This window comes from Nocardiopsis aegyptia (assembly GCF_013410755.1).
Taxonomy (GTDB): Bacteria; Actinomycetota; Actinomycetes; order Streptosporangiales; family Streptosporangiaceae; genus Nocardiopsis; species Nocardiopsis aegyptia.
Genome location: NZ_JACCFS010000001.1, coordinates 5,930,501 through 5,955,339, shown reverse-complemented (window position 1 = coordinate 5,955,339; position 24,839 = coordinate 5,930,501). Strand labels below are relative to the sequence as shown.

Annotated in this window: 21 protein-coding genes, 1 tRNA gene and 1 pseudogene; 5 read left to right on the top strand and 18 right to left on the bottom strand. The window is 73.7% G+C overall.

Annotated features, from left to right (window positions below; genetic code table 11):
- Positions 1-102: 102 nt before the first annotated feature.
- Positions 103-933 (bottom strand): helix-turn-helix domain-containing protein, encoded by an 831-nt coding sequence (locus HNR10_RS26635; protein ID WP_179828171.1) that lies wholly within the window; start codon positions 931-933, stop codon positions 103-105.
- Between the two features lie 201 nt (positions 934-1,134).
- Here HNR10_RS26635 and HNR10_RS26630 point away from each other — a divergent pair, with 201 nt between their 5' ends.
- Complete coding sequence (locus tag HNR10_RS26630) at positions 1,135-2,163, top strand: aldo/keto reductase (RefSeq protein WP_179828170.1); 1,029 nt, start codon at positions 1,135-1,137, stop codon at positions 2,161-2,163.
- A 13-nt stretch (positions 2,164-2,176) separates the two neighbouring features.
- Here HNR10_RS26630 and HNR10_RS26625 read toward each other — a convergent pair whose 3' ends face one another.
- From HNR10_RS26625 to HNR10_RS26615, 3 genes are all read right to left on the bottom strand, one after another.
- Entirely contained in the window at positions 2,177-2,971 is a 795-nt protein-coding gene (locus tag HNR10_RS26625; protein ID WP_179828168.1) for an alpha/beta fold hydrolase, read from the bottom strand.
- A gap of 68 nt (positions 2,972-3,039) precedes the next feature.
- Positions 3,040-3,879, bottom strand: a complete 840-nt coding sequence (locus HNR10_RS26620; protein WP_179828166.1) for an alpha/beta fold hydrolase — start codon at positions 3,877-3,879, stop codon at positions 3,040-3,042.
- Between the two features lie 101 nt (positions 3,880-3,980).
- Positions 3,981-4,856: an LLM class flavin-dependent oxidoreductase gene (locus HNR10_RS26615; protein WP_179828164.1), complete on the bottom strand. Its 876-nt coding sequence runs from the start codon at positions 4,854-4,856 to the stop codon at positions 3,981-3,983.
- Between the two features lie 159 nt (positions 4,857-5,015).
- Here HNR10_RS26615 and HNR10_RS26610 point away from each other — a divergent pair, with 159 nt between their 5' ends.
- Positions 5,016-7,073, top strand: coding sequence for an acyltransferase family protein (locus tag HNR10_RS26610; protein WP_179828162.1), 2,058 nt, complete (start codon positions 5,016-5,018; stop codon positions 7,071-7,073).
- A 73-nt stretch (positions 7,074-7,146) separates the two neighbouring features.
- Here the strand turns inward: HNR10_RS26610 and HNR10_RS26605 are convergent, their stop codons facing one another.
- The 5 genes from HNR10_RS26605 to HNR10_RS26585 form a co-directional block, all read right to left on the bottom strand.
- On the bottom strand, positions 7,147-7,650 hold the full coding sequence (locus tag HNR10_RS26605) for a DinB family protein (protein ID WP_179828160.1): 504 nt from the start codon (positions 7,648-7,650) through the stop codon (positions 7,147-7,149).
- A gap of 119 nt (positions 7,651-7,769) precedes the next feature.
- On the bottom strand, positions 7,770-8,600 hold the full coding sequence (locus HNR10_RS26600) for an energy-coupling factor transporter transmembrane component T family protein (RefSeq protein WP_179828158.1): 831 nt from the start codon (positions 8,598-8,600) through the stop codon (positions 7,770-7,772).
- Complete coding sequence (locus tag HNR10_RS26595; RefSeq protein ID WP_179828156.1) at positions 8,593-10,377, bottom strand: ABC transporter ATP-binding protein; 1,785 nt, start codon at positions 10,375-10,377, stop codon at positions 8,593-8,595. Before HNR10_RS26595 ends, HNR10_RS26600 begins: the two co-directional genes overlap by 8 nt.
- Positions 10,374-11,327, bottom strand: coding sequence for a cell division protein FtsQ (locus HNR10_RS26590; protein WP_179828154.1), 954 nt, complete (start codon positions 11,325-11,327; stop codon positions 10,374-10,376). The genes HNR10_RS26595 and HNR10_RS26590 overlap by 4 nt, the downstream gene beginning before the upstream one ends.
- A 75-nt stretch (positions 11,328-11,402) precedes the next feature.
- Positions 11,403-13,052, bottom strand: a complete 1,650-nt coding sequence (locus HNR10_RS26585) for an HAD family hydrolase (RefSeq protein ID WP_179828152.1) — start codon at positions 13,050-13,052, stop codon at positions 11,403-11,405.
- A gap of 167 nt (positions 13,053-13,219) precedes the next feature.
- Here HNR10_RS26585 and HNR10_RS26580 point away from each other — a divergent pair, with 167 nt between their 5' ends.
- Complete coding sequence (locus HNR10_RS26580; protein WP_312889425.1) at positions 13,220-14,326, top strand: LacI family DNA-binding transcriptional regulator; 1,107 nt, start codon at positions 13,220-13,222, stop codon at positions 14,324-14,326.
- Here HNR10_RS26580 and HNR10_RS26575 read toward each other — a convergent pair.
- From HNR10_RS26575 to HNR10_RS26565, 3 genes are all read right to left on the bottom strand, one after another.
- Positions 14,317-15,969 carry a right-handed parallel beta-helix repeat-containing protein gene (locus HNR10_RS26575; protein WP_179828150.1) on the bottom strand — a complete coding sequence of 551 codons (1,653 nt, stop codon included), beginning with the start codon at positions 15,967-15,969 and terminating at the stop codon, positions 14,317-14,319. The genes HNR10_RS26580 and HNR10_RS26575 overlap by 10 nt on opposite strands.
- A gap of 145 nt (positions 15,970-16,114) precedes the next feature.
- Entirely contained in the window at positions 16,115-17,803 is a 1,689-nt protein-coding gene (locus tag HNR10_RS26570; RefSeq protein ID WP_312889424.1) for a right-handed parallel beta-helix repeat-containing protein, read from the bottom strand.
- A 113-nt stretch (positions 17,804-17,916) separates the two neighbouring features.
- The gene (locus HNR10_RS26565; protein WP_179828148.1) at positions 17,917-18,114 is read right to left on the bottom strand and encodes a hypothetical protein; all 198 of its coding nucleotides are present in this window, start codon (positions 18,112-18,114) and stop codon (positions 17,917-17,919) included.
- 117 nt (positions 18,115-18,231) lie between these two features.
- Here HNR10_RS26565 and HNR10_RS26560 point away from each other — a divergent pair, with 117 nt between their 5' ends.
- Positions 18,232-18,375, top strand: coding sequence for a hypothetical protein (locus HNR10_RS26560; RefSeq protein WP_179828146.1), 144 nt, complete (start codon positions 18,232-18,234; stop codon positions 18,373-18,375).
- A 111-nt stretch (positions 18,376-18,486) separates the two neighbouring features.
- Here HNR10_RS26560 and HNR10_RS26555 read toward each other — a convergent pair.
- The 4 genes and pseudogenes from HNR10_RS26555 to HNR10_RS26540 form a co-directional block, all read right to left on the bottom strand.
- Positions 18,487-18,560, bottom strand: a tRNA-Val gene (locus HNR10_RS26555).
- A 55-nt stretch (positions 18,561-18,615) separates the two neighbouring features.
- Positions 18,616-19,077: pseudogene (locus tag HNR10_RS26550) on the bottom strand (peroxiredoxin); the annotation flags it as partial.
- 126 nt (positions 19,078-19,203) lie between these two features.
- Positions 19,204-19,629: a DUF3052 domain-containing protein gene (locus tag HNR10_RS26545; protein WP_179828142.1), complete on the bottom strand. Its 426-nt coding sequence runs from the start codon at positions 19,627-19,629 to the stop codon at positions 19,204-19,206.
- Between the two features lie 155 nt (positions 19,630-19,784).
- Positions 19,785-20,195: a secondary thiamine-phosphate synthase enzyme YjbQ gene (locus tag HNR10_RS26540; RefSeq protein ID WP_179828140.1), complete on the bottom strand. Its 411-nt coding sequence runs from the start codon at positions 20,193-20,195 to the stop codon at positions 19,785-19,787.
- Between the two features lie 127 nt (positions 20,196-20,322).
- Between HNR10_RS26540 and HNR10_RS26535 the strand changes: the two genes are divergently transcribed.
- Positions 20,323-21,981: a DUF7800 domain-containing protein gene (locus HNR10_RS26535; RefSeq protein WP_179828138.1), complete on the top strand. Its 1,659-nt coding sequence runs from the start codon at positions 20,323-20,325 to the stop codon at positions 21,979-21,981.
- A gap of 22 nt (positions 21,982-22,003) precedes the next feature.
- Here HNR10_RS26535 and HNR10_RS26530 read toward each other — a convergent pair whose 3' ends face one another.
- Together HNR10_RS26530 and HNR10_RS26525 are read right to left on the bottom strand one after the other, a co-directional pair.
- Positions 22,004-23,152 (bottom strand): hypothetical protein, encoded by a 1,149-nt coding sequence (locus HNR10_RS26530; RefSeq protein ID WP_179828136.1) that lies wholly within the window; start codon positions 23,150-23,152, stop codon positions 22,004-22,006.
- A 419-nt stretch (positions 23,153-23,571) separates the two neighbouring features.
- Positions 23,572-24,807: a PucR family transcriptional regulator gene (locus HNR10_RS26525; RefSeq protein ID WP_179828135.1), complete on the bottom strand. Its 1,236-nt coding sequence runs from the start codon at positions 24,805-24,807 to the stop codon at positions 23,572-23,574.
- Positions 24,808-24,839 lie beyond the last annotated feature (32 nt).

Sequence of the window (24,839 nt, the reverse complement as noted above, 5' to 3'; positions counted from 1 at the left end):
ACGAGCGGGCCGGAGCTGATCGGTTGCGGGCGCTCGACGGCCCGGGCGTCCATCTCGGTGGGGATCGGCATGCCCCGACTCCAGCACGCCCGCCCGGCGGGTTCAACGAGCGGGCGCCGCCGCGTCCTCTTCGGCCAGGGCGCGCTCGGTCGCCCGGTCGGCGGGCAGGTGGACGACCAGCCGCAGTCCGTCGCCGCCGGGGAGTTCGAGGTCCTCGAAGGTCAGGCGCAGCTCGCCGCCGCCGGACCGGTACCAGCGCTCGTCGCCGAATCCCGACGGCAGGGCCCGGTCGAACCGGAATCGGTGCGCGAAGTCGGCGTCGGCCTCCTCCAGCTCGGCCGCCAGGGCGGCGGCGAAGGGGTCGCCGAGCGCCACGGCGGTGCGCAGGACGCGCACGTGCCGGTCGGCGACCGCGTCCCAGTCCGGGTAGGCGTCGCGGGCCCGGGGGTCGGTGAAGACGTAGCGCGCCAGATTGGGTTCGGGGGCGTCGAACAGCCCCAGGGGGCGCGCCCAGCGCTCGAAGCCGGGGCTGGCGGCCAGGACGTCGTCGAGTCCGTTGCGCACGAAGGCGGGTGTGGCGTCCAGGCGGTCGAGCAGGGCCCGGACGGAGGGGCGCACCTGCCGGGGCGGGCCGTTCACCCCCTCGCAGACGGCGCCGGAGGCGACCTTGGACAGCCGCATCATGTGGACGCGTTCCTCCGCGGTCATGCGCAGGGCGTCGGCCAGGGCCATGAGGACCTCGGCCGAGGGGCGGCGGTCGCGGCCCTGTTCCAGGCGGATCAGGTACTCGACGCTGACCCCGGCGAGCACCGCGAGTTCGGAGCGGCGCAGCCCGGGGGTGCGTCGCCGATCACCCTCGGGCAGTCCCGCCTCGGCAGGGGTGAGTGCTTCCCGGCCGGCCCGCAGGAACGCGCCGAGTTCGTTGTCCGCCACCGGGCCAGGCTACCGCGCGGGGGTCGGCCGTCGTCCGGGTGTCCCTGTGGGGGCCAGTCCCACGGCGGCCTCCCTCCTTCGCTCCAGTCCGGGCCACAGTGGCCGCATGACCGCACACACCTGTTTCCGGGACGCCCGCCGCGCGCGGCCCGCGTCCGCCGTCCTGCCCGTCCGCCCCTGCCCGCGCGAGGTGGGGTGAGCATGCGCTACCGGCTGCTGGGCCGCACCGGCCTGCGCGTGTCCGAGATCTTCCTGGGCGCGATGACCTTCGCCGAACCGCACGAGTCCCGGCGGGTGCTCGACACCTACGCCGACGCCGGGGGCAACGTCGTGGACACCGCCTCGGCCTACGGCGAGAGCGAGTCGGTGCTGGGCGGGCTCCTCCGGGGCCGCCGGGACCGCTTCGTGCTGGCCACGAAGTACACGCTCTCGCGCGACGCGTCCGATCCCAACGGCGCGGGCAACCACCGCAAGAACCTCCGGCTCTCGCTGGAACGCAGCCTGCGGCGCCTGGAGACCGACCACGTCGACCTCTACTGGGTGCACCTCTGGGACCGGTACACCCCGTTGGAGGAGACCATGCGGGCGCTGGACGACGCGGTCCGCGCGGGCAAGGTCCTGTACGTCGGGATCTCCGACGCCCCGGCCTGGGTGGTCGCCCGGGCCAACGCGCTCGCCGAGTGGCGCGACTGGACGCCGTTCGCGGGGGTGCAGGTGCCCTACAACCTGTTGCAGCGGGACATCGAGCGCGAGCTGCTGCCGATGGCCGACGCCTGCGGTCTGAGCGTGGCGGCCTGGGCGCCGCTGGCCCGCGGCGTGCTGTCGGGTCGCTACTCCGGCCCGGGTCCGGCGGCGGCCGGACGTGTCGATCCCTCCGGCCTCGGCGACCGCGACCACACGGCCGCCGCCGCGGTCCGTGCGGTCGCCGACGAGGTGGGGGCCACCCCCGCGCAGGTCGCGCTGGCCTGGACCATGGCGCGGTCGGCCGCGGTGCACCCGCTCGTGGGGGTGAGCAGCGCCGACCAGCTGAGGGAGAACCTGGGTGCGGTGGACGTGGAGCTGCCCGAGGCGGCGCTGCGGCGACTGGAGGTCGCCGTGTCCTTCGACGTCGGATTCCCGGGCGACTTCATCGCGGAGTGCGAGCCGTCGCCGTTCGTGTTCGGCGACGCCGACATGAGCCTGGTCCGCCGCCCCGGCGGCTCCCTCGACCGGAGCCGGTACCGACCGTGATCACACGATGACCTCAGTCCACCGTTTCGGCGAAGTCCCGCACCGCTCGGTCGAAGGCGCCGGGCTGTTCGACGTTGCACAGGTGGCCGGACTCGGGCAGGACGACCAGCCGGGCGCCGGGGATGGCCCCGGCCAGGGCGGCGCCCACGGTGCCGGCCGGTGCCCGGCGGTCGTCGTCGCCGTGCACCACCAGTGCCGGAACGTCGATCCGGGCGAGGTGGGGGCGCAGGTCCGCCGCGGCGACCGCGCGGGCCATCGTGCGGAAGCCCGAGGGATGGAAGTCCGACATGATGCCCGTGACCTCGTCGACGACGCCGCTCGGCGCACGCGGGGTGAGCAGGCCCGGCATCCAGTCGGGCACGAACTCCTCCGGGCGCAGGCCGGCCTGGGCCAGGCAGGACGCCAGGCGCGCACGGCACTCCCGATCGGAGAGGGAGCCCGCCCATCCGGCGTAGGCGCCGACGAGGACGAGCGCGGTGGACCGGCCCGGGTGGCGGTGCTGGAACTCCAGGGCGAGGGTCCCTCCCCAGGAGAGCCCGCACAGGACCGGATCGGTGACGCCGAGTTCGGAGAGCAGGGCGGCGAGGCAGTCGGCGTACTCGGGCAGGCGCCAGTGCTCGGGGGGATCCTCCGACCGGCCGCAGCCCGGGGCGTCCCAGGCCAGGATGCCGAACCGGTCGCGCAGCCCCTCGAGCTGGGGCCTCCAAGCGCGCGCGTCCTGGAGGATCCCGTGCAGAAGGACGAGGGATGGACCGTCTCCGGTGCGGTCGAAGGCGACCCTGAGCCCTCCGATCTCGGTGTGGCCCACATCACCATGATCACACGCGCGCCCCGCCCGTGAAACCCCGCGGACCGGCGTCCGCGCAGGTCGAAGCCTCACCCCGGTGGAGCCGCGAACGGCCCCGCCGGCAACGGGTGGCGGCGCAGGAAGGCCGCGACGGCCGCGGCGACCCTGTCGGTCGCGGTCAGGGCCATGGCGTGGTCGGCCCCCGGGATCACGACGTCGTCGGCGTGCGGCAGCAGGTCGAGTACGCGTACACGGACCTCCGCGAAGAGCGGGCCGCTGGAGGCGCCGCCGACGTGCAGGACCGGACAGCCGATCCGTCGCGCGTCGGCGGCGTCGAACTCCCAGTCCAGCAGGGCCGGCAGGTCGTGGTCGAAGAAGGCGGCCGCGTCGCGCTCCATCCCGGCCGAGGCTCCGGGCAGCACCCGGTCGAAGGTCGCGCGCTCCCATCGGAGAGCGGAGAGGAACTCGTCCAGGGCCGCGCCGACACCGTGCTCGCGGCGGTACCGGATCAGCCGCCGGACGGTGTCGCGGAAACCGGCCGCGCCGGGCGTGCCGGAGGGCGGGGGCTCCAGCAGGGTGAGGGTGTGGACGCGCTCGGGTGCGTCGGCGGCGAGCCGCAGTGCGATCGCCGCGCCGTAGGAGCCGCCCAGGACGTGGGCACGGGCGATCCCGAGCGCGGCCATCAGCTCGGCGCACTCGGCGGCCTCGTCGGGGATGGACCCCGGCCCTGCCGCGGGTGCGCTGTCGCCGTACCCACGGCGGTGGTACAGGACCGTGCGGTGGCCGTCCGCCACGGCGGGGTGTTCGGCCAGGGGCCGGAACTCGTCCGCGGTGAGGGCCGTCTGAACGAACACGACCGGCTCCCCGGAGCCCTGGTCGAGTACGTCGAGTTCGGTGTCGCCGACGGCGACCCGCTGTGGCCGTGCCATCCCCGTCCCCCCGGCGCCGTGGCCGGTGGCCCGAGGGCACGGACCGCGGTTCGGCGGATCGACATCGGAGTGACCCTAGCACCGGCCCCCGTCGGCCGCGGTCAGCGCGGGACGAGGGGGCGGACCTGCCGGCCGACGAAGCGGACGAAGCCCTCGGGGTCGGGCTCGTCGGCGGTGGGCTGCAGGACGACGGTGTCGGCGCCCGCCTCCGCCAGCCGCCGGACGGCCCCGGCGACGGTCTCGGCGTCCCCGGCCACGCCGTGGTCCTCGGCCCGGGCGCCGCCCCAGGCGTCGAGTTCGGCGGCGAGGCGGTCCCGCGCGTCCGGGCCGGTGGCCGCGTGCAGGTAGACGACCAGGTCGGCGCGGCCCGGGCGGCCGGCGGCGCGGCGCCCCTCGTCGACCAGCCGACGCGCCTCGCGGAGTCCGTCCACGGTCATGTCCGCGTCCAGGACGGTGCCGTCGGCGGCCTCACCGGTCAGGCGCAGTGTCCTGGGCCCCTGCCCGCCGGCCAGCACGGGGACGGGTGTCGCGGGCGGCCAGTCGAGCGCGACGCCCTTCAGCCGGACGTAGCGGCCCTCGGTGTCGACCCGCTCGCCGCGCAGCAGCGCGCGCAGCGCCTCCAGGTGCTCGCGCAGCAGGGTCAGGGGCGACTCCGCGCGGGCGCCGACCTGGCCCATCCAGTCCTGGACACCGTGGCCGACGGCGATGGTGGCCCGGCCGGGGAAGAGCCGGTGCAGGGTGGCGGCCTCCATGGCGGTCAGAGCGACGTTGCGCAGCGGTACCGGGAGCAGGCCGATGCCCACGCGCAGGCGGTCGGACCAGGCCAGGGCCGCGGCGGCGGTGGCCACACCGCTCTCCAGGAAGCAGTCCTCCCACAGCCAGAGCTCGTCCAGTCCGGCCTCGTCGGCCGCGCGGACCACTCCGCGCAGTCGTTCGGGAGGGAGCTGGGGGCGAAAGACGGCGCCGAGGGAAGTCATGGACCCTTCCTACCGTCCCTGAACGGCGCGCACAATCCGTCTCGGAACCGAGACGGACTTGTCGACCGGAGGTCGCCGCGCGGTCATCCGGGGCGGGCACAATGGCGCCTCCCCCGTGCCTCCCCCGCGTATCCCCCGTCCGAGAGCGAGTACCCGCCCGTGTCCCCCACCGCCGTCGCCGCCGACCCCGCCCGGCCGCCGCGTACCACCCTCGGCAGCGGCGGGCACCGGCCCGAGATCGACGGCCTGCGCGCCGTGGCGGTGCTCCTGGTGGCCGCCTACCACGTCTGGCTGGGGCGGGTCTCCGGCGGCGTGGACGTCTTCCTGGTGCTCACCGGGTTCCTCATCACCGACTCCCTGGTCCGTGCGGCCACCGGGGAGGGGATCCGCTACGGCGCCTTCCTGGCGCGGCTGGCCGCGCGCCTGGTGCCGACCGCCGCCGTCGTCGTCCTGGCCACCCTGGCCGCGACCTGGCTCCTGCTGCCCGAGACGCGGTGGCGCGGGGCTCCGGGGGACGCGTTCGCGGCACTCCTGTACCACTCGAACTGGCGCCTGGCGCTGGACTCCGTGGACTACCTGGCGCGGGACGGCGACATCAGCCCATTCCAGCACTTCTGGTCCCTCTCGGTCCAGGGGCAGTTCTACCTGCTGTGGCCCGCGCTGGTGGCGGTCGCCGTGCGGGCGGCCCGGCGGGCGGGGCGCGACCCGCGGCCCGTGCTGGTCGGCGCGCTCTCGGCCGTCCTCGTCCTCTCGCTGGCGTACTCGGTCCTGATGACCCGGGCCGACCAGCCGTGGGCCTACTTCGACACCGGCGCCCGGCTGTGGGAGTTCGCGCTCGGCGGGCTGCTGGCCCTCCTGCTTCCGGTCCTGCGGCCCGCCCGGGCGACGCGGGTGGCGCTGGGCTGGACCGGGCTGGCGGCACTGGTGGCCTGCGGTGCGCTGCTGCAGGTGTCGTCGGTCTTCCCGGGGTACGCGGCGCTGTGGCCGACCCTGGCGGCCGCGGCGGTCGTCGTCGCCGGCACCTCCGGCTCGGCCCTGGGCGCCGACCGGCTGCTCACCCTCCGGCCGCTACGCTACCTGGGATCGATCTCCTACGCCCTGTACCTGTGGCACTGGCCGGTGCTGGTGTTCCACCTGGCCGTCACCGGACGCGGTCTGGCGAGCCCCGCGGGCGGAGCGGCCGTGCTCGCGGTGTCGGTGCTGCTGGCGGCGGCGACCACCCCGGTGGCCGACCGGCTGGCCCGGCTGGGCCGCGGTGGCGGGCGCCGGGCCGCGGTGCGCGGGGTGGCGGCGGCCCTGGCCTGCCTGTTTCCGGTGCTGGGGGCCGCGGCGGCCTGGTCCGGCCAGCAGGCCGCCGAACGCGCCCGGTGGGCGGACCTGCTCGCCGACGGGTCGAGCTACCCCGGCGCGGCGGCAGGGGCGGAGGCCGCGGAAGGGGTACCGGACCTGCCGGTGTACCCGCCGCTGGTCTGGGCGGCCGAGGACGCCCCCGTGACCTACGCCGACGGCTGCAACCAGACGACCGCCGGCACGGAGGTGATCACCTGCGTCTACGGGTCCGACGAGCCTGTGCGCACCGTCGCCCTGGTCGGGGGCTCGCACGCCGCGCACTGGTTCCCCGCCCTGGAGGAGATCGCCCACGCGCGCGACTGGCGGCTGGTGAACATCGTCAAGGGCGCGTGCCTGTTCACCGACGCCCCGCAGACCTACCTGGGCGAGCCGTACACGGCGTGCGCGGAGTGGAACCGCGGGGTCATGGCCGAACTCCGGGAGCTGCGGCCGGACACGGTCTTCACCACCGGGACGACGACCAGTCTGGACGGGTCGGCCGGGTTCGGCGAGGAGCAGGTCGTGGACGGCTACGTGGACCGGTGGCGCGAGCTCGACGGCCTGGGGATCGACGTGGTCGCCGTGCGCGACACCCCCCGGTTCGGCTTCGACGTGCCCGGCTGCCTGGCGGCGTCCGGACCCGGGGAGTGCACCGTCGAACCGCAGGGGTCGCTGGCCGCGGTCTCGCCGATGGACGGGCTCGACCTGCCGCCGAACGTCACGGTGCTGGACCTGACCGACCGCTTCTGCGAGCCGGACGTGTGCCGCCCGGTGATCGGCAACGTCCTCGTCTACTGGGACGACAGCCACATCGGCGCGACGTTCATGCGCACGCTGGCGCCGGAGCTGGAACGGCGGTGGATCCGGGCCGAGGGCCGGCAGGGATGAGCCCCGGCGGCCCGTCCGGAGGCGTGCCGCCTCCGGACGTGCGCCGCCTCCCGGCGGGGTCGGCGTGCGGGGGTCAGCGCCCGGTCGCGCCGTCGATCTGCTCCCGGAGGATGTCGGCGTGGCCGGCGTGGCGGCCGGTCTCCTCGATCATGTGGACGAGCGCCCAGCGCGTGCTGGGCGCGGGACGGCGGGAGCGGCGCGGCCTCGGGACCGGTGCGGCCAGGTCGGTGCACCCGTCCAGCACGGCGTTCGCGCGCTCGACGGCCTCCCGATAGCGGGCGACGACGTCGTGCACGCCGTCCTCCGGTGCGGCCCGGAAGGTCGCCGGCCAGTCGGTGACGTCGTCGCCGAGGAACATCGACCGCTCGACCGCGGTCAGGTGGTGGAGCAGGCCGAGCAGGTTGGTGCCCGAGGGCACTCCGGCCGTGCGGACCGCCGGCTCCGGCGCGTCCTCGACCTTCGCGGCGATCGAGGCCCGCAGGTAGTCGAGGAACCCGCGCAGCACGTCGGTCTCGCCGCTCCCGGTCCGGGGTGGCGGGGTGTCGCCGCGGCGGTCGCGGCGGGAGGCAGTGGGCATCGTGGTCCCCTTCTCGTCGGATGCGCCCAGTCTCACCGCGGTCACCGCGCCCTGGCACGCGAACATGCGGTTTCGGCAAGTCGCCCTCCGGGGGCCGTCGGGGCCGGGGCGTGCCGCCGCTACTGGACGGCGCCGTACAGGGGTTGGGCGTGGCCGGCGGCGAACGCGGCGGCGATCAGCAGGAGGCTGACGGCGATGAGCGCCCCGTCCCCGCGGGTCGCCCTGAGGTGGGCGAGCCGGATCCGGCGCCCGTCCGAGTGCTCCGCCGCATAGGTGAACCCCCTGGTCTCCAGGGCCTCCACCGTGGTGCGGGTCCGCTTGGCGGTGTTGAGCATCAGCGGGTAGAAGGCGGCCACGACCGTGGTCGCCGTCCGCACCACGACCCGCCACCCCAGCAGGCCCTTGGACGGCAGCGGGGCGGCGCGCAGCCGGTGCCCGTCGACGACCGTGTGGAACTCCTCCATCAGGATGGGCAGCATCCGGTAGCCGTAGCTCACCCCGAAACTCACCATGGCCGGGGCGTGCAGGCTCAGCAGGGCGTCGGAGAGCTTCTCCGGGTCCAGGGAGACGAAGGCCGCCATGCTCGCCAGACTGACGGTCGCGAGTTTCAGCGTCAGTTCCACCAGTGCCAGGACCGTGCCCAGGTCACCGCCGAACATCCACGCGGCGACCAGGACGTAGACGCTCTCCAGGACGAAGCCGATGACGAACAGCCCGAGGACCAGCGGGCCGACGCGGCTGAGCACCACGAAGGCCGCGCAGACCACGAAGAGCCCGGCCAGCACGGTGATGTTGTGGGTCAGCCAGGGGACGACCGCGAAGATCAGGTACCAGCCGATGACCACCCGGGGGTCGCGCCGGGACAGCAGCCCGCCCCGGGTGGCATAGGCGGTCCGCAGCAGTTCGAGCTTGACCCACTCCACGGACAGCGTGTCGCGTTCCCTACGCATCCTCGCTCCTTCCGGCACGGGGCGGGACCTGCCCCGCGGGGACCGCGGAGGGCTCCAGCCGTGCGAGCAGTTCGGCCACCGACAGCGGCACCGGGCTCAGCCCGATCCGCGCGCCCACCTGGACCACCTGGGGCGGGACCAGGCCGACGGCCGCCATCAGCTCCTCGTCGGCGAAGAGCCCGGCCGGGTCGGTGTCGGCGGCCACGCGCCCGCCCCGGAGCACGACCACCCGGTCGGCCCACTCCGCGACCAGGTGCATGTCATGGGTGGCCACCACCGTGCAGCGGATGCTGCCGGACAGGGCGGACAGCATCGCCGTGACCGCGTCCCGGCTGGCGGTGTCCAGGCTGGAGGTGGGTTCGTCCAGCAGGAGCAGCGCCGGTCGCATGGCCAGGCCGATCCCGAGGGTGGCGCGGCGCTGCTGCCCGCCGGAGAGCAGGCGGCCGTCCCGGTGGGCGAGACCGGCCAGCCGCACCCGCTCCAGCACCTCCTCCACCAGCGCGGCGGCGTCGGCGGCTCCGCGCCCGGTGGGGAACATGGCCACGTCCTCGCGGACGCTGTCCTTGAGGAACATCTGCTCCGGGCGCTGATAGAGGTAGCACACCCGGTCGGCGAGCGCGGCGGCGCCGGTGGTGCGGGTGTCGGTGCCGCCCACACGGACGGTGCCCTCGCGCGGCACCTTCAGCCCGGTGAGCAGCCGCAGCAGGGTGGACTTGCCCGCCCCGTTGCCGCCCACCAGGGCGACCCTGTCCCCTGCGCGCAGGGTCAGGTCCAGCCCGTCGAGCACCAGGGACAGGTCCCCGCCCACCTCCCGGTAGCCGTGGGTCACCCCGGAGAGCTCGGCGACGGGGTCGGGTTCGGGGACGGAGTCGGCGCCGGGGTCGGAGAGCCCCGCGCCCCCGCCCTCCGGCGAGGGCTCCGCCGCGGCGGGGCCGAGTCCGCTCCCGCGCAGCAGGTCGACGGACTCGGCGACGGTCAGGGGTACGGGTCCGGACGGGTCCAGAGCCCGGGCGACCCGCACGACCTGGGGCGCGGGGATGCCGTGGGCGTCCAGCTCCTCGGCGCGGGCCAGCGCCTGGCGGGTGGGCAGGTGCCACACCGGTGCGCCGTCCGCCATCAGCACGACGGAGCGGGCGTGGCGCGCCACGAACTCGGCGTGGTGCTCGATGACCACGACCGTGGTGCCGAGCCGGCGGTTGAGGTCGGTCAGCGCGGCGTAGACGAGTTCCGCCCTGGCCGGGTCGAGTTCGGCCACGGGCTCGTCCACCACGATCACCCCGGGTCGCAGCGCCATGACACTGGCCAGGGCGACCAGGTGCTGCTGACCGCCGGAGAGCTGCCAGGTGAACCGGTCGGCCAGGTGCGCGACGCCGAGCAGTTCCATGGCCTCCTCGGTGCGCTCACGGTGGTCGGGCCGTCCGAAGTTGACCGGGGCGAAGGCCACCTCGTCGCGTACCGTCGGCCGCACGAGCTGGTTGCCGAAGTCCTGGTAGACGTAGCCGACCAGGTGGGAGAGGGCTCCCACCGTCAGGTCGCGGGTGTCCTGGCCCAGGACCGTGACCGAGCCGTCGAAGGTGCCCGACCAGTAGTGCGGGACCAGTCCGTTGAAGGACTTGCACAGCGTCGTCTTGCCCGAGCCGTTCCCGCCGATCACCGCGACGAAGTCGCCGCGTTCGATCCGCAGGTCCACGCCGCGCAGGCTGTCGTCGTCGGCCCCGGGGTAGCGGAACGTCAGTCCCGTCACCTCGATGGCCGGTGCGTCCTCGGGCCCGCTCATCGGGGATCACGTCCGGCCGGTGCGTCCTGGGACGCCTCCGCCCCGGCTCCCGCCTCCTGGGCGGAGCGCTCACGGCGCGAGCGGAGCACGAACCTCGTCGCCGCGACCGACACGACGAGCACGATCAGCGCCGCGGAGACGCCGATCCACAGGAAGCGCTGTCCGTACTGGTCGATGAATCCGGGCTCCCAGACACCGAAGTTGTCCACGATCTCGGAGGTGAAGGCCGCGATCATCGAGACGAAGGACAGCACGATCGCGAGCAGGGCGAAGGCGGCCGTGCCGCGCTGGGCGAGCGGGACCGGGTTGCGCGGGTCGCGCGGCGCCAGGCCCAGCAGCGGCTCGATCTTCCCGTACAGGCGGGGCGCCAGCGCCATGGCGGGCAGGGCGCCGAACAGGACACCGCTGATGAACAGGTCGGTGCCGAACCCGATGCCCTCCAGGAGCAGGACGGACTGCGGCAGGCCCTCCACGTACTCGGCGTCGGCGACGCCCACCCACACCTTGCCGATGTCCACGACGGCGGAGAGCATCTTGTCCACGGTCACGGTCGCCAGCGCCGCCAGCAGCAGCTGCGGCCTGCGGCGGGGGTCGCGGACCAGGCAGCCGCCGATGTAGAGGCCGAGGAACATCTGGAGGTAGCCCTCCAGTTCGCCGATGCCGGAGAAGTCGCCCATCAGCAGGTCGACGAAGACGATCTCGCCGAGCGGGGCGCCGAGGGCGGCGTGGAGCGGGTTGAACAGGGCGACCATGACGACGGGGACGAACGCCAGGTAGGAGACGGACAGCTCGACGGGGCCGATGGAGATCTCGGGCAGGACCTCGGTGACGATGTTGGCGAGGCCGAACAGGGTCATCGACAGGACGAAGACCATGAGCTTCTGCCCGGAGGACAGTTCCGGTGGGCGGGGGGCGTCCGGGGTTCGGGACGGCGGCGTCGACGTGGGCATGGTGGGCCTTTCAGGGGTCGGGGGACACGGGTACGGCGGTCGGGGTTGAGCAGTGCTGGGGCGGGCGGGCCGGGTTCAGGAGTGCTGGGGCAGGCCGGCGGGCGTCCACAGCCCCAGCAGGTCGTCCATCTCGTCGATGACGTGGGTGGGGCGCTCGTGCTCGACGCCGGTCAGGGCGGCGTCGATACGCTCGTCACCGGCCGAGCCGCCGCGGACGAGGACGGTGGTGCCGACTCCGCCGCGGTGGGCGGCGGCGAGGTCGCGCCAGGGCTTGTCGCCCACGAACCAGCTGTGTGCGGGTTCGGCGTCCAGCGCGGTGAGCGCCGCGGCGACGGTGGCGGGGTCGGGCTTGCGGCGGCCGAGTTCGTCGGAGTACACGTGCGCCCCGACGAGGTGCTCGATACCGAAGCGGTCGAGTTCCTCGCGCACGGCCCGGCCGCAGACGGTGTTGGACACGATGGCCACCGGAACGCCCTGGGCCGCGCAGAAGCGCAGGACCTCGGGCACGCCCCGGCGCATGCGGGCGTGGCTCTTGGCACGGGCGTACTCGACCATGAGCTGCGCGGACTCGGCGTACAGGAAGTCCCTGACCCGCGGGGAGAGGTCGCGTCCGACGAACTCGCACCAGAACCGGCGGGGTGAGACCTCCGGGACCGCGGCGCCCTCGGGGTGCGCGCCCTTCCAGACCCGGTAGCGGTCGCGTCCGGCGAGGACCGCCTCCAGCAGGGTGTCGGGGGCGAGCTCGTGCCCGGCCCGGCGCAGGCGGGCGGCGAGCCGTTCGGCGAAGGCGCGCTGGGCGTCGGGGGTGGGGGTGGAGTCGGCGATGACACCGCCCTGGTCGAGGAGGAGCGCGGCGGGGAGCCGGGAGGCCTCGGAGTCACCGGAGCGGCGCGCGCGTGGCCCGGGTCCGGTGGCGGCGCGGCCGTGGGCGCCCCCGGCGGCCGGGACGCTCTCGCGCAGGGGCGCGATCAGTCCTTCGGGGGTGTCGTGGACGGCGTCGGCCCGCACCCGCACCGGGTACGGCGGGGAGTCCGTGTGGTGGTGGCGGGTGAGCAGGACGGCGGCCACTCCGGCGCGGCGCCCGGCGACCACGTCGCGGTCCTGGGTGTCGCCCACGTACCAGCAGCGCTCGGGGACGGTGCCCAGGGCCCGTGCGGCCAGGGCGATCATCTCGGGGTGCGGTTTGCGGATGCCGACCTCGTCGGAGTACACCTGCACGCCGAAGTGGTCCTCCAGCCCGGCCTCGCGCAGGAGCGTGCGGTGGGAGCGGCCGGAGTGGGCGTTGGAGACCATGCCCACCCGCACGCCGAGTTCGTCGGCGGTGGCCAGCAGTTCGCGTATACCGGGGCGCACCTCGTGTTCGGACAGCAGGGTCGACATCCGGGCGAGCAGCTCCGAGGCGCTGCCCGCCAGCACTTCGCGGACCGGGGCGTCCAGGTCCGAGACCAGGAAGTCCGTCCAGATGGTGCGGTGGTCGAGTTCGGCCGGTGTGAGACGGCGGCCCGCGGCGTTCTTCCAGTCCTTGAGCGCCGCGAGCCCCGCGTCGAGCGAGGCGCGCAGGGTGTCGGCGGCCACGGTGTGTCCGGCGCGGGCCAGGACCAGTTCCAGGTGGCGGGCGACGTGGGCGCGGCCCTCCGGCCGCTTGCGCGTCTGGAAGACCACGCCGCCGAAGTCCAACAGCAGGGCTTCGGGGCGGTGGCGGAGTGCGGAGGCGGCCGTGTCCAAGGGTTCCCCTGTCGTAGGCGGCGGTCGGTGTCCTCGGTGTCGACGCTAGGCACGGGCGCCGGACGCGGGGGGAAAGCGAGGTGACTCGCGGGCGAACGAGCTTGGAACGTTCCAAAACCCGGGGCCGGTGTCCCGGAGAGGCCTCGCGGACACGGCACAATGACGGGGTGAGCACACGACGGACGGACGGATCCGGGACCGGGCGGCGGGACAGGCGGCCCACGATCGTGGACGTCGCGGCGGAGGCGGGGGTGTCCAAGTCCCTGGTGTCCCTGGCTCTGCGCGGCGACGACAGGGTCGGCGAGGCGGCGCGCGAGCGCATCCTGACGGCCGCCGAGCGCCTGGGCTACCGCTCCAACACGCTGGCCCGCAGCCTGGTGCAGGGGCGCACCATGATCCTGGGGGTCCTGCTCACCGACCTGGCCAACCCCTACCACACGGAGGTCGTGGCGGGAGTCGAGGAGTCCGCCGATGCCGAGGGCTTCACCGTGCTGCTCGCCCACGGGCAGCGGGACCGGCACCGGCTGGGGCGGCAGCTGGAGTCCCTGCTCCAGCTCAACGTGGACGGTGTGGTGGTGATCAGCTCCTGGCTGGAGCCGGACGCGCTGACCGAGGCCGCGCGGCGCGCCCCCGTGGTGATGGTGGGGCGCCCCACCGCCTTCTCCCCCGGGGTGGACACCGTCGCCAACGACGACGAGGCCGGCGCCCGGGCCGCCGTCCTGCACCTGGCGGAGCTGGGCCACGAGCGGATCGCCCACCTGTCCGGGACCGGACGCCCCGCCTCACGCGCACGTGGTGAGGGCTACCGCGCCACCATGCGCGAACTCGGCCTGGGCGGGCGCGCCGTGGTCCGCCCGATCGGCGACGACCCGCACCAGCGCGCCCGGGCGGCGGCGGAGCTGCTGGAGTCGGCCCGGCCCAGCGCGGTGCTCGCCGTCAACGATCTGGCCGCCCTGGCCCTGCTGGACCAGGCGCACGCCTCCCGCGTGCCCGTCCCGGAGGGCCTGTCCGTGGTCGGCTACGACAACACCGCCCTCGCCGAGACCGTGCGCCCCCGCCTGACCAGCGTGGACCAGCCCCGGCTGGTGATGGGCCGGCTCGCCGTCCGCCTGCTCCTGGAGCGGATGGGCGGCCGTACCGGGGACCGGCACGAAGTCCTCGCCCCCCGCCTGGTCGTGCGCGCGTCCACCGGCCCCGCTTCCACCGGCCCCCTGGCCGCCGCCCCGGACACGGCGGCACAGGGACGGGCCGACGGTTCCGGCCCTCAGGCCTGACCGGGTGAGACCTCCAGGTAGTCGATGTTGGGCAGGCCGTCGGAGCCGGTGGCGACGATCCGGACCGTGGTGCCGCCGGCGTTCACCCGTGCCGTGACCGTCTCGGTGGCCCAGCTCCCCCACGCGCCCGTGGCCGCGAACGGGACCGTCTCCGCGGTGGAGCCGTTCACCACCACGTCCGCGGAACGGCCGCCCGACGCTCCGTTGGCGTACCCGATGACCAAAGTGACCGTCGCCGGGCCGTCGGCGTCCACCGTGAACTCCGCCGCCGCTCCGGCGGCGTTGCCGGTGTTGCAGAAACCGTCGCCGGAGTACCCGGAGTGCTCGGTCTCGATGGCGCCGTCGCAGGTGGCCGGCGCGTGTTCCGCCTCGTGGCGCCCGGACACCGGCGCTTCCCCGCCCCCGTCGTCACCGAAGTCGGCGCCGAGGTCCGTGTGGTCGCGCGGGCGCAGGAACTCCGTGGCGGGGATCGAGCCGTCCGCGGCACGCGGGCCCGTGATCTCCGTGGTCGAGGTGCTGACCAGGTCGGCGTTGCTCCAGTCGTCCCGGAGGTCCCACGAGTTGCCGTCGCCACCCGAGGAACCGAGGTCGACACCCGCCCCGTTGGCCACCGACAGGTTCCGGTTCAGCGTCGGGGTCGACCGGTCGAAGACGAACCCGCTCCCGCCGTTGGCCCAGGCGGTGTTGTTCTCCAGGCGCGGCGAGCCGGTGTTGCCGTTGTCGATGAACCCGCCCACGGCGTTGTCGAAGGCGATGCTGCCGCGCACGACGTGGTCCGCCGCGCCGCGTCCGAGCTTGAAGCCGTTGCCGTCGCCCTCCCAGCCGGGGAAGCCCCAGCGGTCGACGCCGTTGCCCCAGGCGACGGAGTCCTCGATGCGGATCGGGCTGAGGAAGTCCCAGGAGTCGAAGCCGTCGTCGGCGTTGTTCCACATCCGGGCGCCGATCACGACGTTGCCCGAACCGGCTCCCTGCTTGATGGCCAGGCCGTCGGCGCTCTCGCCGTTCTTGCGGGGGTCGCGGTTGCCGTGGCTGTCGAGGTTCAGGACCTGGTTGCCGCTGGAGTCGAGTACGAGGTGCAGACCGGTCTCGTAGTTGTCGCGGGTGACCAGGTCCTTGTAGACGTTGTTGTCGGACTCGATGGCGAAGATCCCGTAGGGCCCGTTGGTGATCTCCAGGTCCTCGAAGCGCCACCAGTCGCCCGCGACGTGGATCGCGCCGCGCTCGATGCGCGGATAGGACTCGCCGAGCGGGGCGGGGGTGTTGGCCATGTTCTCCCCGTCGATGACCACGTGCTCGCCGTCGTAGGCGCGCATGGTGATCGGCTGGGACGAGGTGCCGCTCTTCTCGATCCGGACGTTGACATCGGGATCGTAGGTGCCGCCGCGGATCTGGATCACGGTGCCGGGACCGGCCAGGTCGACTGCGCGCTGGATGGTGCGCAGGGGTGCGGCGACGGTGCCGGGGGCGGAGTCGCTGCCGTCGACCGCGACGGTGAGCGTACCGTCCTGGGCGGCGGCGGGCCGCTCCGCCGCGACCGCCGCGAACGGCATGAGGACCGCCACCGCCGCCGCCAGGGCGAGCCGCAGCGCCCCCCGCGGTGCGCCGTGGGTACGGGGACTACGGGGACTGCTGAACCGCGTCATCGGGAACCTCTCTTCGGACTGCGAGGGGGTGGACCGCGGCCGGGGCGACGGCCCTGGCGCCGGCACCCGGGCCGGCCGGCCCGCCCGATGCGTTCGGACGGTCCGGCCGGTGTCCGGTCGGCTCCGGTGCCCCGGGACGGAACGGCTACAGGTCGACCTCGGTACCGCCGATGGTCACCACGAGGCGGCCGTCCGAGTCGAAGCCCCAGTCCATGGACCCGGAGTACTGGGTGCAGCGCGAACCGTTGGAACCGTCCCAGAACTGGTTCGAGCCGTCGGCGTCGCCGCTGTATCGGTCGCTGGAACCGCCGTCACACGAGGTGTTGCCGCGGAACACCGAGTCGCCGCCGTCGAACTGGAAGTTGCGCTCGCCGTTGCCGATGCTCAGGTTGTTCGAGACGGTCATGCTGCCGGGGTTCGAGTTGTAGGTGAACCCGTGCTTGCCGTTCTCGAAGGCGATGTTGTGGTGGACGCGGTGGTCCACCGCGATGTCCGAACCGCCGAGCTTGTAGCCGTTGCGGTCACCGTTCCCGTGCTGGGAGCCGTCCGAGAGCGAGCCGTTGCCGAACGCCAGCGAGTGCTCGATGGTCACCTCGCCGATCGGGCCGGTCTCGGACTTGGCGTACAGGTCGTAGCCGTCGTCGATGTTGTTGAACGCCACGGTGTAGCGGAACACGTTCCCGTCCCCGACCGTGAGCTTCGGCGCGAAGCCGTCGGCGTCCTCACCGTCGGAGTCGACGTTGTCGTGCGAGACCGAGCTGACGATGAGGTTGTTCGAGGGCCACTCCGACCGGGGAGCCCCGGCGGTGTACCGCGACAGCTGCAGCCCGGTGTCGCGGTTGTGCCGGGTGGTCACCCGCTCGATGACGTTGTCGTTGCCGCCCAGCAGGATCCCGTTGTCGCCCGCGCGCTCGACGGTGATGCCGTTGACGTGCCACCAGTCGCCGCCGATGGCGAGTCCCCGGTTGGAGGAGTCCTCGCTCTGGGCGGAGAAGTCCAGCACGGGCGTCTCACCGGGGTAGGCGAACAGCTCGTTGCGGTCGCTCGACAGGCCGTCGTTGCCCGGCTCGATGTGCACTGTCTCGGAGAGGTCGTAGGTGCCGCCGCGCAGGTAGATCGACCCGCCGGGCTCGATCCGGTCGATCGCCGAGGTGAGCGTGGTCGGGTCGGACTCGCTGCCGGAGGCGCCGTCGCTGCCGCCCGGAGCCACGAAGATCTCGTCTCCCGACGGCGGCGGGGTGTCGCCCCCGCCGTCCGGCGGCGGGTCCTCGCCGTCGTCCGGCGGCGGGTCCTCGCCGTCGTCCGGCGGCGGGTTGTCCCCTCCGTCGTCCGGCGGCGCGTCGGCGTAGGTCTCGAACTCGGCGACGCGGGGGGTGCCGTTCGAGCCGGTGATCTCGAAGTCGATCTTGCGCAGCGAGACCGTGTCGAAGGCGATGACGCCCGCCCCGCTGCCGGTGGCCAGGACCTCGCCGGAGTCGTGGTCCACGACCCGCCAGGAGCCGATGTTGCCCTCGGCCCCGGCCGCCTCGCGGATGTTGATCGAGGAGACCGTGGTGTCGGAGTCCCACTTGACCGAGATCCGGCCGGTCGAGCCGCTCGGCGACCAGTAGGAGCCCATGTCACCGTCGACGACGTTCCCGTAGCTGGTCCCGCTCGCCTTGCTCGAACCGTCCGCACCGGCCCCGGCACTCAGGTTGGTCCCGTCGTTCTGGGCGGCCACACCCGTGATGCTCTCCGCCTGCGCCGATGCCGTGGTCATCGGCGCGACGAGCGCCGCCGCCAGGGTCGCTGTGGCCAGCGTCGGAATGACCCGACGCGAAATCGGTCGTCTCACCGCTTACCTCTCCTCGATGAAGATCTGTGACGTGCTGCACACCCGAGAGTCAGAGAAAGCGCTTTCCTTGTCAAGGGGGGTTAATGCAACCGTTTGTAGGCGCCTTTGACACCTCAGCCACCCGTCGGGCTTTCCACCTGCACTTTCGCGCCATCGAACAGTGAATCCAGAAACAGGATTCTCAAAGCATGCAACCGGTTGGTTCCAACCGCCGCCCCGGCCGACCCGGCCGACCCGCCCGATGTCGCCCGCCCCGATCCGGTGAGGCCGCCCGCCGAAGCGGCGCCCACCGCCACCAGAACGACCGTCATGACCCCACGAAGGGGTACGGGCGGTGGGTCGACCCCCGCCTTCACGATTCGACCTACGCGAACGACCCCCACGTCGCCCACTACCTGGAATCCACGGGCAGGGTCGACCACATCCACATGATCGAGCGCGACGGCGGGGTCCGCTATGACCCCGCCGTGCACAGCGAACCGGTCGATGACATGGTCAGGATGACCGTGGACCACGCGGAGCAGGACCACCGGGGCCTGCGGCGTGGGGGGATACGCTGGCGGGCACCCTGAACAGCGACGAAGCCCCCTCCGGCAGCGGAGAGGGCTTCCAGGGGCTGTCCTCGGTGGACGGGCTTCGCGAATCCCTTGCATTGGGTAAGGGTTCTCGTCAGCCGTCCAAGGTGGGCGCGAAGGGACTCGAACCCCTGACCTATTGCTTGTAAGGCAATTGCTCTAACCAGCTGAGCTACGCGCCCCTGCGTCGCGGATGATCATACCGTCTCGCGGCGGTCGCCGCGCACCCGTTTCCTCCGCCAGCGACCGGGCCTGGGAGAGGTACTCGCGCACGTCGCGCGGCTCGGCCGGGTGGGTGAGCACGCTCCAGCGCACGGTGCCCCCGGCGTCGATCAGGAACGTGCCGCGGCGGGCGACGCCGCGGTCGGTGTCGAACACCCCGTAGGCCTCCGCCACACCGCCGTGCGGCCAGAAGTCCGACAGCAGCCGGAACGGGAAGTCCTCGGCGTCGGACCAGGTCCGCAGCGCGAACACCGAGTCCACCGACACCGCCAGGACCGTGGTGCCCAGGGCCGCGAACTCCGCGTGGTGCCGGCGCAGGTCGGCCAGCTCGCCCGCGCAGACCCCGGAGAAGGCCAGCGGGTAGAACACGAGCAGGACGGGGGCGCCGCGCAGCTCCGAGAGGACGGTGGGGCTTCCGTGCTGGTCGCGCAGGGAGAAGTCGGGCGCGGTGGCGCCCTCGGGGATCGGGTGGGTCATGCTCGTCCGTGTTCGTCGGGGCAGGCGGGTCTCGGCGTCCGCCGATCGGCGGACGCCCCTCAGCGCCGCGCGTCCCGTGGTCGGACGCGCGGCACCGGATGCCTCACCCTGTGCGGGTGGTGCCCGTCACCGCTTGGGAACGACCAGGCGCGTGCCCGACCACTCCGATCCAATGCTCACAGCGCTGGTCTGCGACAGACCCGACGTGTTGGCCGCCTCGGCGACGTCGCTGGGGGACACGTGCAGCTCACGTCCCGCCTTCGGGGTCAGCACCAGGATGGTGCCCCCGTCGGCGATGAGCGTCACGGTGTCCATCAGCGCGTCGGCCAGGTCCTCCTCCTCGTCCGACCGCCACCACAGCAGTGCCGCGTCGACGTCACCGTCGAAGTCCTCGTCGACCAGCACCTCGCCCGTGAGTTCGGCGATGGATGCGCGCAGTCCCTCGTCGACGTCGTCGTCGAAGCCGAATTCCTGCACCACCTGACCCGGCTTGAATCCGAGTCGGTCAGCCAAGCCGCGTTCGCTTTGTGCCTGGCCCGCGGTCGCGCTCACGAAAGTTCTCCTCCACAGATGGTTTTTCTCAATCTTGCCTGCACGAAGCAGTTGTCACAACGATGCCGGGCCCTCGCGGTACCCGCCGCTCGTGTCGTTCACCATCGCTGATGGCCTAGTTCACACGCTAGTGGCATGTCCCGTCAACGCGCTGCCTATGACGACGACAGGTACGACAGCCGTACCCTGCGCTCGGGGTTGTCCACGTTCAGATCGACCACGGCGATGGACTGCCATGTTCCCAGTTCGAGCTTTCCGCCCAGAACGGGAACGGTGGTCTGCGGAGCGACGAAGGCCGGCATCACGTGCGACCGTCCGTGTCCCCTGGATCCGTGCTGGTGGCGCCAGCGGTCGTCCGCCGGCAGCAGGTCGTCCAGGGACGCGAGCAGGTCGTCGTCCGACCCCGCTCCGAGTTCGATGATCGCCACGCCCGCTGTCGCGTGCGGGACGAACACGTTGAGGAGTCCGTCTCCTCCGGACTCGGAGACGAAGTCGCCGCACTCTCGCGTGATGTCGGTGATGCTCTCCGATCCGCCGGTGTGCAGCTCAAGGATCTGTGTCCGCATAGCGCCACCTTCGCGCAGCCGGGGCGCTCGTGCAACCATGCGGGTCCGCGATCGGATGGCGGAGTGCGTCCACAGGGGCCATACTCGACCCCGACAGCCGTGAACCCGGACGAAAGGAGGGGAAACGGTGACCGTGTCGTTACTTTTGGGGCCCCTGCTCCGGCACGTGGGCGAGACCACCGCGACGGTGTGGGTGGAGACGGACGCCCCGTGCCACGTGCGGATCCGCGTCGACGGGGACGTCACCGCGACGGCCGCGACCTTCACCGTGCACGGCCACCACTACGCCGTGTGCGAAATCGAGGGCCTGCCGCCCGGCGCCGCACTCCCCTACGAGGTCCACCTGGACGACGACCGGGTCTGGCCCGAGCCGCACAGTGCCTTCCCGCCCAGCGTCGTGCGCACGGTCGACCCCCAGGCGCCCACGCGCCTGCTGTACGGCTCCTGCCGCACGCCCACCGGCGACGCGCCCGAGGGGGTCGTCCGGTACGGCCCCGACATGCTCCGCGCGACCGCGCGGCGCCTGGTCGGCGAGCCGGTCGACGGCAACCTGCTGCTCCTGCTCATCGGCGACCAGGTCTACGCCGACGAGGTCCAGGAGCCCATGCGCGCCTTCCTCTCCCAGGCGAGGAGCGCGGCCCCCGACGACGGCGCTCCCGAGGACGAGGTCGTCCACTACGACGAGTACGCCGAGCTGTACCGGCAGGCCTGGTCCGACCCCCAGGTGCGCTGGCTGCTGTCCACCGTGCCCACGCTGATGGTGTTCGACGATCACGACGTGCGCGACGACTGGAACACCTCGGCCGCCTGGCGCAGTGCCATGGACGCCCGGCCGTGGTGGCGGGCCCGGGTGACCAACGGCCTGGGCGCCTACTGGGTGTACCAGCACGTGGGCAATCTCTCCCCCGCGCAGCGCGACAAGGACCCGCTGTGGGCCCGCGTGCACGAAGCGCGCGGCGACGCCGCGGAGGCGGTCGACGACCTGGCCCTGCGCGCGCACGAGGACCCCTCCTCCTACCGCTGGAGCCACCAGCACGACGTGGGGCCGGTACGGATCCTCATGGCCGACACCCGCTGCGCCCGCTCCCTGGACGAGGAGGCGCCCGGAGACGGCTCACGCTCGATCCTGGGGGCGGAGGGGCACGAGTGGCTCGACGAGCGGCTCACGGGCGGGCCCGACCACGTGGTCGTGGCCTCCACTGTGCCCGTCCTGCTGCCGCCGGCGGTGCAGTACCTGGAGGCGTGGAACGAGGCCGTGTGCGCCGGTGCGTGGGGCCGGGCCGCCCGGGGCCCGGCCGAGCGGCTGCGCCAGGCGCTCGACCTGGAGCACTGGGGCGCCTTCCAGTACTCCCTGCGCCGGCTGGCCGCCGGTGTCGGGGAGCTCGCCCGGGGCGAACGCGGCCCGGCCCCCGCCACGGTGCTGCTGCTCAGCGGGGACGTGCACTTCTCCTACCTGGCGCGCGCCCGGGGCCTGGGCGGCTCGGAGGGCGCGGGGCGGGTGACCCAGCTGGTGTCCTCACCGCTGTGCAACCAGCTGCCGGTCAAGCTGCGGCGGCTGGCGCGGCTGTCCATCAGCGCGCCCTTCCGTCTCGCGGGACGGGTGCTGACCGGGCTGGCCCGGGTGCCCCGGAGCGGCCTGCGCTGGCACCTGGAGGGACGGCCCTACTTCGGCAACACGATCGGCGAGGTGTCCTTCGACGGGCGCTCGGCCGAGGCCCTCTGGTACCACCATCCCGACGGCGGGCCGGACGCCCTGCCCAAGGTGCAGAGCCGGGCGTCCGTCTGAGCCGTCGGCCGCCGGAAGCGCCCTACGGCTTGTGGGAGCGCGGGCGGCGGGTGGAGGGGGTGCCGCGCCTCCGGCGGCGGACGGCCATCCCCAGGTCGCTGCCGCGCTCCAGGAACTGCAGGGCCGCGCGGTGCACGGACGAACGGCCGCCCGGGGGCGCGGGGTCGGCGTTCTCGGTGTCCGCGGCGTCCAGGTGCGGCATGACGTGCGTCGGCTCGACCTCCTGGGCGCCCAGGTGCGGCAGGAGCTCGGTCTCCTGCTGGTCCGAGCGACCGGTGCCGCCGGTGCCGTCGGGGCGGTCGGTGCCGCCGGAGCGGTCGGTGCCGCCGGGGCGGTCGGTGCCGCCGGAGCGGTCGGTGCCGCCGGAGCGGTCCGAGTGGTCGGTGACCCGGCGGTCCCGGTCGGAGCCCAGGTGCGGAACGACGTCCGTTCGCTCCTGATCCTCGGACCGGTGCCCGGGCAGCGGGCGGACCGGGCGGGTGCGCTCCAGGTCGGCGTGCGGCGACGCGTCGCCGCCGTCCTCGTCCGTGCCGCGGCTCTCCTCGTCCACGACCCGCTTCCACTCGCGGTCCCGGTCGCGCTGGTGCCGGTCCCCGGCCGCGCGGGTGCGCGTGAGGCGCTCGCGGTCCTTGCGCCACTCGCGCCAGAGCCGGGCGAGCGGCGTGGCCACCGGCCACGTGACCCTGGCCGGGCGCGACAGCGCGTGCCAGAGGTAGGCGGTGGTCCCCCACGCCTCCATGGCGCGCCGCGCGCGGGTGATGGTGAAGAAGGTGGGCAGCGCCAGGAGCAACTGCGGCCAGGCCAGGACGAGGCAGGCCAGCAACGGGTAGAGGCCGCCGCCCGCGATCGAGGCCATCGCCCCGACGACGACGGGGACCAGGGCCAGGACCACCCGCAGGTTGGTGAACTGGCGGAAGCGGTGCAGGGACCGCCGGGCCGAGACCGGGGGGGTCAGCCCCTCGGGCAGGGGCGTGGGCTGCACGACCGTCGCCAGCAGGAGGGACCCGACTCCCACGCACGCCGCCAGCAGGATCGTCCACCCCGCGGCGGCGAGAGAGCCACCGACCGCCAGGGCGACGAGCCCGAGCACCGGAAGCGGAACGGGCACCCAGAAGAGCACCCGTCTGCGCAGCTCGCCCTCCTGCGTGGGCTGGAGTACGAAGTCGGTCACCGGTGCCAGTATCCGGAACCTCTTCCTCGGTCGCTCGACCACTGCGTGACCCCCAAAGAACGTCGAGACGAAGCGGTGCGCCGGCCACCGGACGAGGAGGGTCCCCGTCGGGGCTCACGGCTGCGGCCCGCCCACGTCAAAGCTATCCCTCATCGTATGGTCCCCGGGCACACACGGGCAGTCACACCCAAATCGTGTCCGACCGCGCCGGCCGGAGCGGGCCGCACTCCCCCGGAACCGGTACCAGCTTCCCGTACGCCTGGGACACTCCGCTGGTCTCCGTCCTACCCCACGCCCGTGAAATCACCGTAAAAGCGCACACGAACCGAGCGGATACGGCCGATGACCGCCATCCGTCCGGCCACCCGCTCCGCCGCGCCGCTCTCCCGCTCCCGGGCGCGCCGCTCAGTCCGCGGCGCTCAGTCCTCGCCGTGCTCCGCGAGCCGGCCCAGGGCGACCGCCACCCGCAGCACGAACGACCCCCGGCCGTCGGAGGGGATGCGCCCGGTGAGCTCGGCGATCCGGCTGAGCCGGTAGCGCACGGTGTTGGGGTGGACGAACAGCATGCGCGCGGTGGCCTCCAGTGAGGAGGCGTGCTCCAGGTAGACCGACAGCGTGTCCAGCAGCGGGGAGCCCGCGCCCTGCAACGGGACGTAGACCTCCTCCACCAGCTGGCGCCGCGCGTCGGTGTCGCCGCGCAGGGCCCGCTCGGGGAGCAGGTCGTCGGCGAGGACCGGGCGCGGCGCGTCGGGCCAGGCGACCGCGGCCCGCAGGCCGTTGACCGCGGCCCGCGCCGAGGCGCCGGCCGCGCGCAGGTCGGGCACGGCCGGGCCCACGACCACCGGACCGGGACCGAACAGCCCGGACAGGGGCTCGGCGGCGGCCACGGGCAGGTCGTCGGCCGCGTAGCGGTCGCCCACTCCGACGACCACCACCACCCTCCGTCCCTGCCGTCCCGCGAGCACGTCGTGCCCCAGGCGCCGGGCGGCCGCCCGGATGTCGTCGAGCACCTTGGTGCCCTCCTCGCCCGCGTCGCCCGCCACCGCGATGACCGGGGTGTGCGACCAGCCCAGGGCCGAGCCCCAGGTCTGCAGGCCCTCCTCGCGGTCCCCGTGCAGGAGGGCGTCGACGATCAGCGCCTCCAGCCGGGCGTCCCACGCCCCCCGGGCCTCGGCGGCGCGCGCGTAGACCTTCGCGGAGCTGAAGGCCACCTCGCGGGTGTAGCGCAGGACGGCCTCGCGCAGCTGCTGGGCCCCGCCCGGCGCGGCCAGCTCCTCGACCTGGACCTCGACCACGTCGATGACCACGCGGATCATGTCCACGGTCTGCTGGAGGGAGACCGAGCGGGTCAGCTCGCGGGGCGCGGTGCCGAACACCTCCACGGTGATCGCCGGACGCCCCCGCACCGGGTTGCGGAACCAGTCGACGAAGGCCGCCACGCCCGACTGCGCGACCAGTCCGATCCACGACCGGTCCTCCGCCGACATCCGGCGGAACCAGCCCAGCCGCTCCTCCATGCGCGCCACGGCGGCCGTGCCGATGGTGCCCATCGAGCGCTCCAGGCGGCGCACGGTCTCGGCGCGGATGCGGTCCTGCTCCGTGGCATCCTGTTCCGTGGAGCCCTCGTCCGGTGACGGGTGGGATTCGGTGTTCACCCCACTAGGTTCGCATCCCCGCCGGACCGGCG